Origin of the sequence: Cryobacterium luteum, assembly GCF_900110125.1 — a bacterium.
In the GTDB taxonomy this organism is placed as follows: Bacteria; Actinomycetota; Actinomycetes; order Actinomycetales; family Microbacteriaceae; genus Cryobacterium; species Cryobacterium luteum.
In genome coordinates, this window is record NZ_FOCN01000003.1 from 210,506 (window position 1) to 225,731 (window position 15,226).

At 64.2% G+C, this 15,226-nt stretch carries 12 protein-coding genes; 3 read left to right on the plus strand and 9 right to left on the minus strand.

Translation table 11 applies throughout. The features are described 5' to 3' along the window. Position 1: 1 nt before the first annotated feature. From ctaC to BMW72_RS05285, 3 genes are all read right to left on the minus strand, one after another. On the minus strand, positions 2–892 hold the full coding sequence (gene ctaC / locus BMW72_RS05275; RefSeq protein ID WP_092107989.1) for an aa3-type cytochrome oxidase subunit II: 891 nt from the start codon (positions 890–892) through the stop codon (positions 2–4). 248 nt (positions 893–1,140) lie between these two features. Next, complete coding sequence (locus BMW72_RS05280; protein WP_092107991.1) at positions 1,141–1,527, minus strand: HesB/IscA family protein; 387 nt, start codon at positions 1,525–1,527, stop codon at positions 1,141–1,143. A gap of 107 nt (positions 1,528–1,634) precedes the next feature. Further along, entirely contained in the window at positions 1,635–3,128 is a 1,494-nt protein-coding gene (locus BMW72_RS05285; RefSeq protein ID WP_092107993.1) for a dipeptidase, read from the minus strand. A 38-nt stretch (positions 3,129–3,166) separates the two neighbouring features. Here BMW72_RS05285 and BMW72_RS05290 point away from each other — a divergent pair, with 38 nt between their 5' ends. Next, positions 3,167–3,760, plus strand: a complete 594-nt coding sequence (locus BMW72_RS05290) for a DUF3043 domain-containing protein (RefSeq protein ID WP_092107995.1) — start codon at positions 3,167–3,169, stop codon at positions 3,758–3,760. Positions 3,761–3,799: 39 nt separating this feature from the next. Here the strand turns inward: BMW72_RS05290 and BMW72_RS05295 are convergent, their stop codons facing one another. After that, positions 3,800–4,957 carry an alkaline phosphatase family protein gene (locus tag BMW72_RS05295; RefSeq protein WP_174721690.1) on the minus strand — a complete coding sequence of 386 codons (1,158 nt, stop codon included), beginning with the start codon at positions 4,955–4,957 and terminating at the stop codon, positions 3,800–3,802. 119 nt (positions 4,958–5,076) lie between these two features. Between BMW72_RS05295 and BMW72_RS05300 the strand changes: the two genes are divergently transcribed. Beyond that, positions 5,077–7,560, plus strand: coding sequence for a DNA gyrase/topoisomerase IV subunit A (locus tag BMW72_RS05300; protein ID WP_092107997.1), 2,484 nt, complete (start codon positions 5,077–5,079; stop codon positions 7,558–7,560). A gap of 151 nt (positions 7,561–7,711) precedes the next feature. Here the strand turns inward: BMW72_RS05300 and BMW72_RS05305 are convergent, their stop codons facing one another. Further along, a complete protein-coding gene (locus tag BMW72_RS05305) occupies positions 7,712–9,790 on the minus strand; it encodes a DNA gyrase/topoisomerase IV subunit B (RefSeq protein ID WP_092108184.1) in 2,079 nt (692 codons plus the stop codon). 184 nt (positions 9,791–9,974) lie between these two features. Here BMW72_RS05305 and BMW72_RS05310 point away from each other — a divergent pair, with 184 nt between their 5' ends. After that, complete coding sequence (locus tag BMW72_RS05310) at positions 9,975–10,211, plus strand: DUF7455 domain-containing protein (RefSeq protein ID WP_092108186.1); 237 nt, start codon at positions 9,975–9,977, stop codon at positions 10,209–10,211. 108 nt (positions 10,212–10,319) lie between these two features. On the opposite strand, the gene BMW72_RS05315 is transcribed toward BMW72_RS05310, so the two are convergent. The 4 genes from BMW72_RS05315 to BMW72_RS05330 form a co-directional block, all read right to left on the minus strand. After that, positions 10,320–11,078: a type 1 glutamine amidotransferase gene (locus BMW72_RS05315; RefSeq protein WP_092107999.1), complete on the minus strand. Its 759-nt coding sequence runs from the start codon at positions 11,076–11,078 to the stop codon at positions 10,320–10,322. Continuing rightward, positions 11,075–12,352 (minus strand): MurT ligase domain-containing protein, encoded by a 1,278-nt coding sequence (locus BMW72_RS05320; RefSeq protein ID WP_134360240.1) that lies wholly within the window; start codon positions 12,350–12,352, stop codon positions 11,075–11,077. Before BMW72_RS05320 ends, BMW72_RS05315 begins: the two co-directional genes overlap by 4 nt. A 43-nt stretch (positions 12,353–12,395) precedes the next feature. Beyond that, positions 12,396–13,685 (minus strand): RNA polymerase sigma factor, encoded by a 1,290-nt coding sequence (locus BMW72_RS05325; RefSeq protein ID WP_092108004.1) that lies wholly within the window; start codon positions 13,683–13,685, stop codon positions 12,396–12,398. Positions 13,686–13,889: 204 nt separating this feature from the next. Then, the gene (locus BMW72_RS05330) at positions 13,890–15,215 is read right to left on the minus strand and encodes an MFS transporter (RefSeq protein ID WP_092108006.1); all 1,326 of its coding nucleotides are present in this window, start codon (positions 15,213–15,215) and stop codon (positions 13,890–13,892) included. Positions 15,216–15,226: the final 11 nt, after the last annotated feature.

The following is a 15,226-nucleotide window of genomic DNA, read 5'->3' on the forward strand; positions in this document are numbered from 1 at the left end:
CTTAGTTGCCCTCCGGAGCCGTCGGGGCACTCGTGCCCGGCTGATTCTGATTACGGTCGAATTCGTTGTCGAGCTGGCCGACGTTACCCGCGGTGCGCAGAGACTGGATGTACGTGTCATAGTCGGCCTGGGAGACAACCTTGACGTTGAAGAGCATAAGGGAGTGGTACTCACCGCAGAGCTCGGCACACTTACCCGCGTAAGTTCCGATGCGCTCGGGCGTGACCGACATGTAGTTGGTCTTGCCCGGGATGACGTCTTTCTTGTACAGGAAGTCGATGACCCAGAACGAGTGGATGACATCGCGTGATTCTAAGGCGATCTCAACGGTCTGGTCGACCGGAAGCACAAGCACGGGAAGTTCCGACTCGATCAGGGAGCCACGCTCCCCGTCAGGATCGAGCTGACCCTGGATGCCGGGAGAGTAGACATTTTCGTCGACGTAGTTGAAGTCCCAGGCCCACTGCTTGGCCTGCACTTCAATCGTCACGTCAGGGTTGTCGTAACGCGATTCGATGGCGATCTGGTCCCGCACTGTGAAGGCGAAGAAGCCAACGACGAGAATGAGCGGCACGACCGTGTAGAAGATCTCGATCGGCATGTTGTACCGCAGCTGGACCGGAAGGCCCGTCTGACCTTTGCGGCGCCGATACACGACGATCGTCCAGATGATCAGACCCCAGGTGATGAGGCCGACGATGAGGAGCACGATCCACGAGGTGGTCCAGAGACCGGCAATGCGGTCGGTCTGATTGGTCACCGCCGTTTCGCCCTCTTCTTCAAAGCCGGGCAGGTAGCCATGGAGCTGGGCTTGCGTGCATCCGGCCAGTACAACGGCGAGCGTCGCGGCGAGCGGAATAGCAGCCCAACGAAGGCGGTGGTTATTGCGCACCGGGGACCTTTCGGGAGATTCGAGGACACTTCTCAGGAAGCGTTTTGATCGATTCCTAGCCTACTCCGCGAGAGCAGGCACGAAGTGCACTCCTGGTCGGGTCGCACTGCATTTATGCTCTTGGCGGCCGTGGGGCGGGCAATTTCGGGCGCGTAGAGCGCATTTTGGGCAAAAAAACAGGGACACCATCGAAGTGATGATGTCCCTGAAGGGTGTTTATCCGACACCCATGCTGCTACGAATCTGCGCTAGTGGAAGGAATCTCCACACGCGCAACTGCCGCCAGCGTTCGGGTTGTCAATGGTGAAGCCCTGCTTCTCAATGGTGTCCTCAAAGTTGATCGAGGCGCCATCGAGGTAGGGAACGCTCATTTTATCGACGACGACCTCGACTCCGTCGTAGTCGACGAGGGCGTCGCCCTCGAGGACGCGTTCATCGAAGTACAGCTGATAGATCAGGCCGGAGCAGCCACCAGGCTGCACTGCGACGCGCAGACGGAGGTCTTCACGACCCTCCTGGGTTAGCAGGCTGCGGACCTTGAGCGCGGCGGCCTCCGTGAGTCCGACGCCATGGGCAGCGGCCGGGGCGGGTGCGGTGTCAGCAGTGCTGACGGTTTCGGTCATGGTGTCGGTCATGCTTCTCCTCGGTTCACGCAGTCACGCACGGTTGCGATCTCACTGAATTGCGATTTATGAATTCTACCTGCGACAACCAGAAAGTCGACGCGGGCATTCCCACGCTTTCATATTTTCTTGGGCGCAGGCTGTTGACCGGGTTCGGTGTCGGTCTGATGGTCGACGCGCTCATTCAGGCTGCCGAGCAGGAAGGCTTCGCTCAGGATGGCGCGTTTGAAAACGCCAAGGTGGAGGGATTCGTTTGGACTGTGCGCCCGGGAATCCGGATCCTCCACTCCGGTGACCAGAATCTGAGCGGTCGGAAAGACACGCACCAGGTCGGCGATGAACGGAATGGATCCGCCGACCCCGATGTCGATCGGCGGTACACCCCAGGCAGCGGTCATCGCGGATCGAGCCTCGGTGACTGCCCAACCGCTGGTGTCGACGAGAAACGGCTCCCCCGTGTCCGCATCGTCGATTTCGACAATCGCGCCGAACGGGACGTTCTTGCGCAAATGCGCCTCGATCGCCACGGCGGCCTCGACCGCCGATTGCCCAGGGGCGATGCGGGTGCTGATGCGAACGCTGACCGACGGGGTGAGCGTATTGGACGCGTTGTCGACGGTGGGGGCGTCAATTCCGGTGATGGTCAGGGCAGGCTGCGACCAGATCCGGCTGAGGATGGAGCCATGACCGATCGGTGTGACGCCGGGCAACAGGCCGGTCTCCGCGCGCAACTGCGCTTCGGAATAGTCGGGGGTGGGCACATCAATGCTGGTGAGGCCGGCCACGGCCACCGAGCCGTCCTCGTGATAGAGCGTGGCGAGCAGCCTGATGGTGGCGAGCATAGCGTCGGGCACCGCTCCCCCGAACATGCCGGAGTGCGAGGCGTGTGCCAGTGTGCGCACCGTTAATCGCAGGGTGACGTTGCCGCGCAGAGCGGTCGTGATGGCCGGTGTGTTGATGTCCCAGTTGTTTGAATCAGCAACGACAATCACGTCACCGCGCAGGGATTCACGATTTTCGTCGAGAAAAGTCGCGAAGGAGCGGCTTCCAAACTCCTCCTCCCCCTCGACGAACAGGGCGATACCCAGATCAAAATCGGCGCCCACTGCCGCGACCAGAGCGCGAATGGAGGCGACGTGCGCTATGACACCGGCCTTATCGTCGGCAGCGCCGCGCCCGTAGAGACGGTCGCCGCGCACCGTCGGTGTGAATGGGTCAGACTCCCAATCCTGATCGTGGCCGGGAGGCTGTACGTCGTGGTGGGCGTAGAGCAGCACCGTGGGGCGGCCGTTTCGAGCGGGGCGGGAGGCCAGGATTGCCGGTTGGCCCAGTTCGGTGCCCCCCGGAATGCCGGCCTGCACGATGTCGACTGATTCGAACACGTTGAGGCGGCGCACGAGCGAGGCGACGGCGGCGGCGCTGGCGGCGACCTCGGAACGATCGAACGTCGCCCACGACACCGAGGGGATGCGCACCAAAGCACAAAGATCGGCGATCGCGGTCGGGAGCCCCCGTTCGACCGCCGTTCGGAGGGCCTCGCGCGCCCCCGGATCGACCGCCGGCTTCAGCGTTGAGGCGTTGGGACGTGAATTTGTCTGTGGGTTACCAGTCATACGGGTAATCTTAAGGCACCCAATTGCAAGGATTTGATGTGGCCAAGCCTCCCGTAAACCCCGACGCCCAGCCGTCGATTGAAAGTTCCGACGAGACCGCAGCACGCCTCGGGCTCACGCACAACACGGGTAAGGGTCAGGCGACCCCCACCCGTAGGAAGCAGGAAGCAGCGAACAAGCGTCCGCTGGTTCCCGACGACCGCAAGCTTGCCGCCAAGCAGGCGCGCGCCAAGTCCACGGCTGCGCGCGATGTGGCCAGGGCCGGTATGGCCGCCGGCGTCGACAAGTACCTGCCGCTGCGGGAACGCGGCCTGCAGAAGCGGTATGCCCGCGACTACGTCGACGCACGGTTCAACGTCGGCGAGCTGATGATTCCGATCATGTTCCTGGTCATCCTGCTCACCACGATCCCCAGCGTTGATGTGTATGCCATCTTTGCGCTCTGGGCCTTCTTCATCCTCGCGGTCATCGACTGCGTTGTGCTCGGTTTCATCCTCACCAAGAAGATCGAGGCTAAGTTTGGCAAGGACAACGCCGAGCGGGTGCGCTGGTATTCGGCCATGCGCGCGCTGCAGCTGCGGCCGATGCGTCTGCCCAAGCCGCAGGTCAAGCGCCGCCAGTACCCGGTCTGATGTCAGAGCCGGAGTCCGCCGTGCTGGTTGTGCGGCGGGCTATCTGGAGAAGGCGCCCGCGCGGATCAAAGGCACTCGCACTTCCTCATCGGTGAGGGAGCCGTGCTGCCCGATCATGCCGCGGGCTTTCTGATTCGCGGGTCGAGAATCGTAGTAGGCGATGGATTTGCGGGCGGCGATGACGACGTCGCCAATGCGAGGGAGCACCTCGTCGGCCACCCGGCCGTAGAGGCCGGCGGCGACCGCTTCGGCACGGGTGTAGATCCAGGCGCGGTCTCCCTGGGACTCTCGCCAGGCATCCGCCAGTGTGTCGGCGGCGCTCGAAGCAGAGCCCGCAGTCTGCTGCGGCTCCAGGTAGAGCTGCACGCAGCGAGGGTCCCCCGCGACGTGGCGCACACCGGAAATGAGCGCGGGTTCCGTGTCGAACAGGACGTGCCGGGTGCTCGGCACGTCGATCACACCGTGATCCGCGGTGAGCAGCAAGCCTTCGTCCGAGCGCAGGGTCGAGGCGAAGCGGCTCACTTCGGAGTCGAGGGTTTCGAGCTGAGCCAGCCAGCGGTCTGATTGCCAGCCGTGCGCGTGCGCGGCGACGTCGAGTTCGGCGACATAGAGGTAGATCAGTGCCGTCGGGTTTTCCGAGAGGATGCTGCGCGCCGCAGCGAAGCGGTCGGCCACCGTGTCGGCAGCAACGTATCGTGCGCCGCGGAGCACGGCCTGGGTGAAGCCGGACGCCACGAACCGTTTCGGGCCGATGGCGAAGCTCGGCACGCTCTCGTCGGCCGCCCGTTCGAAGACGGTGCGCTCTCGCTGCCAGGTGGCCGGCCGCATGTCGCCGTCCCAGCCGGTGAGCTGGTTCACGACGCGGTCGCGGGCGCCATCGAGCACCTGGTAGCCGACCAGGCCGTGCTGGCCCGGTTCCACTCCGGTGGTCAGGGTAGCGATTCCGGCGGCGGTCGTTGCCGGGAAGACCCCGTCGATGATGCTGGACTTGTTCAGGCGGGACGACAGAAACCGGGCGTGCCCGGACCGCGCCCGGATCGAGCTGGCGCCGAGACCGTCGGCCAGAATGACCACGGCTTTGCGGACCGTGGGAAGCCCCAGCGGATTCTGCCGGGCGCAGACGGCTTCGAGGGAACTGGTGAGAACATCGGCAAGGCGCAGAGCACTGAATTGGCGGGCCGGTAGCATGGTGGGCATCGGGTCTCATTCTTTCACAGGGAGCAACCCGAGCCCTCCAGCGCTCGAAGGCGCCCCCGATGTAGTGCAGCCCGACCGGTTCGACCGGTTCTCGCTGCACGCCCGAAGCAGAAGTCACAATGAGCCGCTCAGATAGCACCCCACCCGCCGCCGGCAGCACCGAACGCATCGAAGACGTCGACGTCACGGTCGAGATGCAGGGGTCCTTCCTCGAGTACGCCTACTCCGTGATCTACTCCCGGGCACTGCCCGATGCGCGGGACGGCCTGAAGCCCGTCCAGCGGCGCATCCTCTACCAGATGAGCGAAATGGGGCTGCGCCCTGACCGGGGGCACGTGAAAAGCGCCCGGGTCGTCGGTGAGGTGATGGGTAAGCTGCACCCGCACGGTGATACGGCCATCTATGACGCCCTCGTGCGCATGGCCCAGTCGTTCTCACTGCGGGTGCCGCTCATTGACGGGCACGGTAACTTCGGCTCCCTCGACGACGGGCCGGCGGCTCCCCGCTACACCGAGGCGCGCCTGGCCGCCCCGGCACTCGCCATGACCGAGAACCTCGACGAAGATGTCGTGGATTTCGTACCCAACTATGACAACCAACTCACCCAGCCCGACGTGCTGCCGGCCGCCTACCCCAACCTGCTGGTCAACGGCACGAGCGGCATCGCCGTCGGCATGGCGACGAACATGGCGCCCCACAACCTGATCGAGGTGGTCGGAGCTGCCCGGCACCTGTTGGCGCACCCCAACGCCACCCTCGACGATGTGATGGAGTTCGTGCCGGGGCCAGACCTGCCCACCGGCGGCACCATCGTTGGCCTGGCCGGCATCAAGGATGCCTACGGCACCGGGCGCGGCAGCTTCAAGACCCGTGCCCGCGTGTCGGTCGAGTCGATTAGCGCTCGCAAGACCGGGCTCGTCGTGACCGAACTCCCCTACCTGGTCGGTCCGGAAAAGGTGATCGAGAAGATCAAGGACGGCGTTAACTCCAAGAAGCTCAGCGGCATCTCGGACGTCACCGACCTCACCGACCGTACCAAGGGACTGCGCCTGGTCATTGGCATCAAGACCGGTTTCAGCCCTGATGCCGTGCTCGAACAGCTCTACCGCTATACCCCGCTCGAGGATTCGTTCAACATCAATGCCGTCGCTCTCGTCAACGGTGCCCCGCAAACCCTCGGCCTGCTCGAACTGCTGCACGTCTACGTCAACCACCGCATCGAGGTCGTCACCCGGCGCTCGGCCTATCGGCTGGCTCGGCGCAAGGAGCGCCTGCACCTCGTTCTCGGTCTGCTTGTCGCGATTCTTGACATTGACGAGGTTATCCAGGTTATCCGGGGCAGTGACGACACCGAGCAGGCCCGGGCCAAACTCATCGACGTGTTCGACCTGAGTCAGATTCAGGCCGAGTATATTCTCGAACTTCGGCTGCGACGCCTCACCAAGTTCTCGCGCATCGAGCTGGAAGCTGAGCGCGACCAGTTGCTCGCGGAGATCGCGAAACTGGAGAAGCTCCTGTCGTCCAAGCCCACCATCCGCACGCTGGTGTCGGAGGAACTGGGCGCGGTGGCGGAGAAGTTCGGAACTCCGCGGCGCACGGTGCTCACCGAGGCGAAACCGAGTATCGCCGGCCTGTCTGCGGCCGCTGCCAAACGACAGGCCGCGGTGCTCGAGGTGCAGGACATTCCTACCCGGGTCTTCCTGAGCGTGACCGGGCGCATCGCCCGCGTCGATCTGGTCGCGGTCGACGACGCCGTACCGCCTCGGATCCAGCCTCCGCAGCGGCGCAGCAAGCACGATGCCGTGCGCTCAACGCTCGACACGACGAGTCGTACCGAGGTGGGCGCGGTGACCAACCGTGGCCGGCTCATCCGCTTCTCCCCCGTCGACCTGCCGGTGATGCCGCCGACGTCGATTCAGCTGGCCGCCGGTGTGCGCATCAGCGAGTACCTGGCCTTGCCCGATAAGACGGAACGCGTGCTCGCGATCGTCTCGCTGGACTCCGATCAAGCCATCGCCCTCGGCACCCGACAGGGCGTCGTCAAGCGCGTCACACCCGGCGACTGGGCCAACAAGCCGGGCTTCGAGATCATCGCGCTCAAGCCCAAAGACGAAGTGGTCGGTGCGGTGCAGGGTGCCGAGGACGACGACCTGGTCTTTATCAGTTCGGACGCTCAGCTGCTGCGCTTCACCGCTCTCGGCGTACGGCCGCAGGGCCGAGCCGCGGGCGGCATGGCCGGCATCAAGCTGACTCCCGGCGAAACGGTCGTGTTCTTCACGAGTTTGTCTACGGACGACCTAACCACGGCGGTCGTGGCCACGGTGGCCGCGAGTAGCCAGACCTTACCCGGAACGGATCCCGGCAGCGCCAAACAGAGCGAGTTCTCCGAATACCCGGCCAAGGGCCGTGCGACCGGCGGCGTGCGCGCCCAGCGATTCCTGAAGGGAGAGGATACCCTCGCGGTGGCCTGGGCCGGCCGAGCGCCCGCCCGAGCCGTCGGACCGGACGGCACCCCGCGCGCCTTGCCGGAGTCCGGCTCCCGTCGAGACGCCTCCGGGGTCATGCTCGACGCCATCATCGGAGCCATCGGCACCGAGATCTAGCACCGTCTGGTGTGGCCGCCGCTCGACACCACCCCGAGGTGTTGCCAATTCAGGAAAAACGCCCCGTTGCCGCTCCCTGAGCCGGAAAACATGGGCCGGTATTCTCGGCGACCGGGAGGATTTCCTGAATCAGCCCCCGCAGCGGTCCCGGCTAGACGTCGATGCGGTCCCGGGACAGCGTGTCGGAGCTGTCGATGATGAATTCCTTGCGTGGGGCCACATCGTTACCCATCAAGAGTTCGAACACCTTTCCAGCTGACTCAGCGTCGTCGACACGTACCCGCCGCAGCGTGCGGTGGGCGCGTTCCATGGTCGTGGTCGCGAGCTGGTCGGCATCCATTTCACCGAGACCCTTGTAACGCTGGATCGGGTCCTGGTAGCGGCGGTTCTTCTTCTCGAGCGCGCTGAGCACCGCGTGGAGTTCGGTTTCCGAGTAGGTGTAGATGGTCTCGTTGGGCTTCGAGCCCGGATTCATGACGACGACCCGGTGCAGCGGCGGAACGGCGGCGAAGACTCGGCCCTCGGTGATCATCGGTCGCATGTAGCGGAAGAACAGCGTGAGGAGCAGGGTGCGGATGTGGGCGCCGTCGACATCGGCGTCGCTCATGATGATGACCTTGCCGTAGCGGGCCGCCGACAGGTCGAAGCTGCGGCCGGAGCCGGCTCCGATCACTTGGATGATCGAAGCGCACTCGGTGTTGGAAAGCATGTCTGAAACGGATGCCTTCTGCACGTTCAAAATCTTGCCACGGATGGGCAGCAGCGCCTGGTGCTCGCTGTCTCGAGCGAGCTTGGCGGTGCCGAGAGCCGAGTCGCCCTCGACGATGAAAAGCTCACTCGTGGACACATCGTTGCTGCGGCAATCGACCAGCTTCGCCGGCAGGGACGAACTTTCCAGGGCATTCTTGCGACGCTGGGTCTCCTTGTGGGCCCGAGCGGAGATGCGCGATTTCATCTCGGCGACGATCTTATCGAGCAGCAGCGCCGACTGCGTCTTGTCGTCGCGCCTCGGTGAGGCGTACCGCACGGCCATGGCCGTGGCCACGACGTTCGCAACGATCGCGCGCACCGCCGGAGTGCCGAGCACCTCCTTGGTCTGCCCCTCGAACTGCGGTTCGGGCAGGCGCACGGTGAGCACGGCGGTGAGCCCCGCCATGACGTCGTCCTTGTCGAGCTTGTCACTGCCGACCTTTAGCCGGCGAGCGTTGAGTTCCACCTGCCCACGCAGGAACTTCAGCAGTCCCGCGTCGAATCCGGCCTGATGGGTGCCGCCCTTGGGGGTGGCGATGATGTTGACGAAGCTCTGCACGATCGTGTCGTAGCCGGTGCCCCAGCGCAGGGCGATATCAACCTGGCAGTCACGCACGAGTTCGGTCGGCACCATGGCACCCTTGTCGGTGAGCACCGGGACGGTTTCGCTGAAGGTGCCGCTGCCGGTCAGTCGCCAGGTGTCGGTGATCGGGGCATCCGTTGCGAGGTGTTCGACAAACTCGGAGATGCCGCCGTCGAACTGGAACAGGCTGGTGACCGACTCCTCGGTGCGCCGGTCTGCCACCTCGATGGCGAGGCCGGGTACGAGGAAGGCCGTCTGGCGGGCTCGATTGAGCACCTCGTCGGTCTGGAATGAGGCGCCCTTGGTGAAGATCTGGCGATCAGCCCAGTAGCGGATGCGGGTGCCGGTGACGCCGCGTTTGACCTTGCCGATCACCCGAAGTTCGCTCTGGTTCTCGAACGGAGTGAACGGCGCGTCGGGGCTTTTCTCGCCCGAATCGGCGAAGAGACCCGGTTCCCCGCGATGGAAGGACATGGCCCAGGTCTTGCCGTCACGATCGACCTCGACGTCGAGGCGCTCGGACAGGGCGTTGACGACGGATGCTCCCACCCCGTGCAGCCCGCCCGACGCGGCGTAGGACCCGCTGCCGAACTTTCCCCCGGCGTGTAGCTTGGTGAAAACCACCTCGACGCCGGTCAGGCCGGTCTTGGGCTCGATGTCGACCGGGATCCCCCGAGCTGTGTCGCGAACTTCGACGCTCTGGTCCGGGTGCAGCTCAATCTGGATGCTCGCACCGTGCCCGCCCAGGGCCTCATCGACGGAGTTGTCGATGATCTCCCAGAGGCAGTGCATGAGACCACGCGAGTCGGTGGATCCGATGTACATGCCGGGGCGTTTGCGCACTGCCTCCAGTCCCTCGAGGACTGACAGGTGGCGGGCGGAATAGTCGGAGCTCACAACCACCAAGAATACCGGCCCTGACCGGTGGTCTGTCGCGCCGGCCCGGCCGGTCACGGGCCGCCACTCGACAGGACACGTCTACGCGGTAAGCGAAATACCGGCCGTTCATCTCGTCATTGCTGCCTTGGCGTGTTTACATTAGTGAAGAGGGTTCATGCAATTCAGTCTGGAGGAGGAGAATATGTCCCAGATCGCCACCGAAAATGGTGCAACAGACCACCAGAGCGCCCCCCACCAGCTCACCGCAGCCGACCGCTGCGACGCTTGCGGTGCCCAGGCTTACATTCGCGTGGTCGTGAAGAACAGCGAACTGCTGTTCTGCGCCCACCACGGCCGCAAGCACCAGGAGAAGCTCGCGAGCATCGCCGAAAGCTGGCACGACGAGTCGAGCAGATTGCTCGAAGACCAACGCTCCTGATCAGTGCTCTTCACTCCGTCGGGAGTTAGTGCACAAAAATGCCGCGCAGTCGGCTGGTATCCTCCAGCCACCTGCGCGGCATTTCCTTGCCCACTCGCCCGCGTTCGGCTATTCGGCGCTCTGGCCCAACCGAACAGCAGCGTTATTGCGTGCGGACTGGGCGATCGCATCGACGCTGGCGGCCAGGAAGCCACGTGAATACGCGAGCCCATGGCGATTGAACGCTGCCAGCAGCAGGTGGTCGGCGAGGCCAGGGTTGCGCGCCAGCACCGGACCATGCAGGTGGGTGCAGAACACCTCCCCCATGGTCAGCCCTTCGATCCGGGGACCGGTTGCCGCATCGCCGTTTCCCGTGCCGTAGACGACTCGTCCGAGCGGACTGGCTTCGGCCCCGACATAGTCACGGGCGTGGTTCTCGAACCCGATCAGCCGTCCGTACTTCGAGGCGACGATAATGTCATCGGTGGCTCGGATCGAGCGCGGTACAGCGTGGCCGGCCACGAGCCCGAGGCCCTCCAGCACGCTGCCGTCGGCCAGGTCGATGCCCCAGCTCAGCAATTCCCAACCGGTACCAACGGCCAGGATGGGAACACCGGAGTTCGACCAGACGCGAAGTTCCTCGACCAGGGCACGGAGGCCATCTCGGGCCGGCAGGAGCGCAGCATCCGTTCCCGACCCGATCGACACAGCGTCGATCTGTTCGGGCAGATCGGAGCGCAAGTGCACGTCGACGACCCGTGCGTCGTGGCCACTCCAGCGCATGCGCTGGGCGAGCACCCGGGCGTTCCCGGCATCACCGTTGGTGTCGAGCAGGCGGGGCAGCAGCGAGACGACCGTGAACGGTCGCCCCAGGGAGGTGGCGGTCATTCCGGATCCTCAGCGTTGGAGACGAGGCCGAGGTGGGCGCGGGTGCGGCGCATGCCGTCGGCAGAGAAGATGATGGTTTTCACCCCGAAGACGGGATCGGGCAGGGCCAGGAACGCGTCGAGGGCCGTCGGCACGTCCGGTTCGATGCGGTCCACGACAACGTCGTCGTAGGCGAGCTGCAGGGCGATGTCGTGAGCCTTCAGGCCCGACGCAATGAGCACATGACCCAGACCCGAGGTGTCTACCGGCCAGAAGTACGACGGATCCCGAACATCGGATCCGATGATCATCAGAATCTGCTCGGTGCCGGCCTCGAGGCTGTCAACGTTGAGTTGAAAGCTGGACGGGTTTTGAACGAGCACGAACTCAACGGTTTTGCCGCGAACGGTGACGACCTCACCGCGACCGAAAACTGCCGGCATGGCCGACAGTGCCGCACAGGCCAAGGCGGGATCGAAGCGTTCGCCGAGGGTGGCCTGGGCCGTGCTCAACGCCGTCAGCGCATCGACGGCGTAGTGGATGCCGCGCGCCGGCAGACGGATGTGGCGCCCGCCCGTCGGGAATAGCACATCGGCGTCACGACCGACCACGCGGGTCAGCTGCAGGCCGGTGCCGGCTGGCAGCCGATTCACAGCGGTGTCGGCATACCCGAGCCCGCGGGGATACTGGCCAAGCACCGCGGCGGTGACGCCGTAGCGGGCGACCTGCACGGTGGCGTCAAGGTGGGAACCGAGATCGGCGAGGTATCGGTCGTCGGCGTTGAGCACAACCGTCTCTGTGGCGCGCGCGGAAATTTTGGCGAGCAGGGCGGCGACCATCTCGGAGTCGTGAAACCGGTCGATCTGGTCGACCATCACGTTGGTGAGGGCGACGACGCGCGGCGTCAACGATGCGGCGATCAACGCCCCGTGGCCTTCATCCATCTCAAGTACGGCAACGTCGCCGGCGATCTGCCCGGAGAGGGTGACCCGCTCCAGAAGAGCGCTGGTCAGGCCCTGGCTGATGTTCGCCGTCGACTGGTTGGTGAAGACGGTCAGGCCGTGGGCACGCAAAACGGCGACGAGCATTTTCGTCGTCGTCGACTTGCCGCTGGAACCCGTGACGATCACAAGCCCGAGCGGGAAACCATTGAGGGTCGACGCGAGAAAGCCGGGCGCGATGCGATTGACGATGACGCCGGGTATGGCCGAGCCGCCGCCCGGTTTGCGCCACCGAGCAAGCACCCGAACCACCCGACCGATGAGAATCGCGGGAGCGTGCCGAAAGGAACTCACGAACGGCACGTCACAACCCGGGCGAACCCTGTCACTGTCACGTTTACTCGAGGTAGTCGCGCAGGGACTGCGACCGGGACGGGTGGCGCAGCTTGGCCATCGTCTTGGACTCGATCTGGCGGATCCGCTCACGGGTGACACCGAAGGTGTCGCCGATCTGGTCGAGGGTCTTCGGCATTCCGTCGCCGAGGCCGAAGCGCATGCGGATCACGCCGGCTTCACGCTCCGAGAGTGAGTCGAGCAGGCTTTCGAGCTGCTTCTGCAGCATGGTGAAACCAACGGCATCTGCCGGCACGACAGCTTCGGTGTCTTCGATGAGGTCACCGAATTCACTGTCGCCGTCTTCGCCGAGCGGGGTGTGCAGCGAAATGGGCTCCCGACCATATTTCTGCACCTCGACGACCTTCTCCGGCGTCATATCGAGTTCGCGGCTCAGTTCTTCGGGCGTGGGTTCGCGACCGAGGTCCTGCAGCATCTGGCGCTGCACGCGGGCGAGCTTGTTGATGACTTCGACCATGTGCACGGGGATGCGAATGGTGCGGGCCTGGTCGGCCATGGCGCGGGTGATCGCCTGGCGAATCCACCAGGTGGCGTACGTGCTGAACTTGAAGCCCTTGGTGTAGTCGAACTTCTCGACGGCACGAATGAGCCCGAGGTTACCCTCCTGAATCAAGTCAAGGAATTGCATGCCACGGCCGGTGTAACGCTTGGCGAGTGACACGACGAGGCGCAGGTTCGCGCCGAGGAGGTGACTCTTGGCCCTGGCACCGTCTTTGGCGACCCACTGCAGCTCACGGCCGAGAGAATTCTTTTTCTCGACCTCGGTCATCTCCGACAACTTGTCTTCGGCGAACAGGCCGGCCTCGATGCGCATCGCCAGTTCGACCTCTTCGGCCGCGTTCAGCAGGGCGACCTTACCGATCTGCTTGAGGTAATCCTTGACCGGGTCGGCCGTGGCGCCGGTGATGGCGCTGGAGTAAACCGGTACCTCGTCGTCGTCATCGACGAGCGAAAGTACGAGGGCCCCGCTGGGAAGCGGTTCCGTCGACGCCGTGCGCTTGGTGCTGTCGTCGTCCGAGTCGTCTTCGTCAGGTTCGGAACCGCCGTCCACGTCGGCTTCATCGTCTTTCTTGACGACCTTCGCCTTGGTGACACGCTTCTTGGGAGCGGGCTTCTCGGCGGCAGCTGTGGACTTCTTCGTCGCGGCAGCCTCTGCGGCAGCGGCCTTGGCGGCAGCCGCCTTGGTGACGGTCTTCTTGACCGTCGGTACTACGGGAGTCGTGACAGACTCCTCGGTCACCTCGGTCACCTCGGTCTTGACGGTGGTTACCATTCGAATACCTCTCATGCGGAGTAGTACCTGCTTCTGGGAGCCGCAAAAGGAGCCAGAAGCGTTTTTGGGCAGAACTTGGACCCATGTCAAGTCCCGGGATGCCCACACCGATACGAAATCAGTGTGCCCCGGACCAGAACGGGTCCTAGAAAATATTATTGCACGGTTTGTGTGGACGACAAGCCACGGCGCGTACTACGATCATCAGTTACGCCGTTTCCACGCGCGTGATAGTGCAACCCAGATCGGGGCGACTTCTATTCCCTCATCACGGGAGAGTTGGCGCCGCGTTCTCCGTCGGGCGTGGATCAGAAACCCGACGCCGATTCCGACGATGATGTACTGCACCGAAAAGGCCACCCGGAACGCGTCGAGCGTGTACAGGTCGCTCGACGCTCCCCCGGCGACGCGCCAGCCGTTCTGCAGGTCGAGGAGCAGCCCGACCAGATACATCATGACGAAACTCGCGGTGAAGCCGCCCACGTTGACGACGCCGTTGGCCGAGCCCAGACTCCGTTGCGGGTTGAAGGTGCGTGCGAAGTCGAAACCGATGAGAGACCCGGGACCGCCGATGCCGAGCACCACCAACAACACCACGATTGTCCATAAGGGCGGAACCCCTGGCCAGAGCAGCACGATCGCCCAAGCGATTCCGATAACCGTCACGATGCCCAGCACGATGTTGCTCCGACGCAGCGGGTGGCGTGCCGTCAGCAGGCCAAGGATCGGGCCGAACACGAGACCGGCACCGACCAGCACGGTCAGCATTCCGGCGGCGAATGCCGGTTCGTAGCCGAGCCCGAAGACCATGAACGGATAGCCCCAGAGCAGACTGAACACGGTACCGGAAGACTGCGTTACATAGTGCGACCAGAATCCGAGTTGGGTGCCCGGGCGCCGAAAACTGTGCCGCAACTGAGTCAGAGCGATGCCCAGGCTATTGGCGCGCACGTGCTCGGTGATATCCCGGGGGCGGTCTCGCACGAAAATGATGACCACGATCAGGGCGATGACAGCCACGGAGGCCGCAGACAGAAAAGCGGGCTCCCAGCCGCTTGTGTGCAGCAGCCAGGCCAGAGGAACCGCAGAGAGAACCTGACCGAGTTGGCCGATATTGCCCATCCACTGCGACAAGAGCGGAACGATGCGTCCGCTGAACCATGAACTGATCAGGCGGATCATCGAGATGAAGATGGTGGCGTCGCCCGCGCCGACGAGAATGCGGCCGATGACTGCGACGCTGATATCCGGCGCAAGGGCCAGGGTGATCTGGCCGGTCACCATGAGCGCCGTGCCGGTGATCATGAGCACCCGGGGTCCGTACCGGTCGATCAACACGCCGACCGGAATCTGCGCGGCGGCGTAGACGATGAGTTGAACGACGGCCAGGCTCGACAGGATGGCAGCTGAACCGCCGAACCGCTCCGTGGCGGCCACCCCGGCGATCCCCATCGAGGTGCGCTGCAGAACGGCCGACAGGTACGCGAACGACCCGACGATAAATATCAGGGTAGATCGACGAGAGTTCATTCGATCAAACC

Bases quoted from the DNA above. Each gene is read 5' to 3' on its own strand.
- BMW72_RS05280 (WP_092107991.1), bottom strand. From the start codon at position 1,527: ATGACCGACACCATGACCGAAACCGTCAGCACTGCTGACACCGCACCC.
- BMW72_RS05285 (WP_092107993.1), bottom strand. From the start codon at position 3,128: ATGACTGGTAACCCACAGACAAATTCACGTCCCAACGCCTCAACGCTG.
- BMW72_RS05295 (WP_174721690.1), bottom strand. From the start codon at position 4,957: ATGCCCACCATGCTACCGGCCCGCCAATTCAGTGCTCTGCGCCTTGCC.
- BMW72_RS05300 (WP_092107997.1), top strand. From the start codon at position 5,077: ATGAGCCGCTCAGATAGCACCCCACCCGCCGCCGGCAGCACCGAACGC.
- BMW72_RS05310 (WP_092108186.1), top strand. From the start codon at position 9,975: ATGTCCCAGATCGCCACCGAAAATGGTGCAACAGACCACCAGAGCGCC.
- BMW72_RS05315 (WP_092107999.1), bottom strand. From the start codon at position 11,078: ATGACCGCCACCTCCCTGGGGCGACCGTTCACGGTCGTCTCGCTGCTG.
- BMW72_RS05325 (WP_092108004.1), bottom strand. From the start codon at position 13,685: ATGGTAACCACCGTCAAGACCGAGGTGACCGAGGTGACCGAGGAGTCT.
- BMW72_RS05330 (WP_092108006.1), bottom strand. From the start codon at position 15,215: ATGAACTCTCGTCGATCTACCCTGATATTTATCGTCGGGTCGTTCGCG.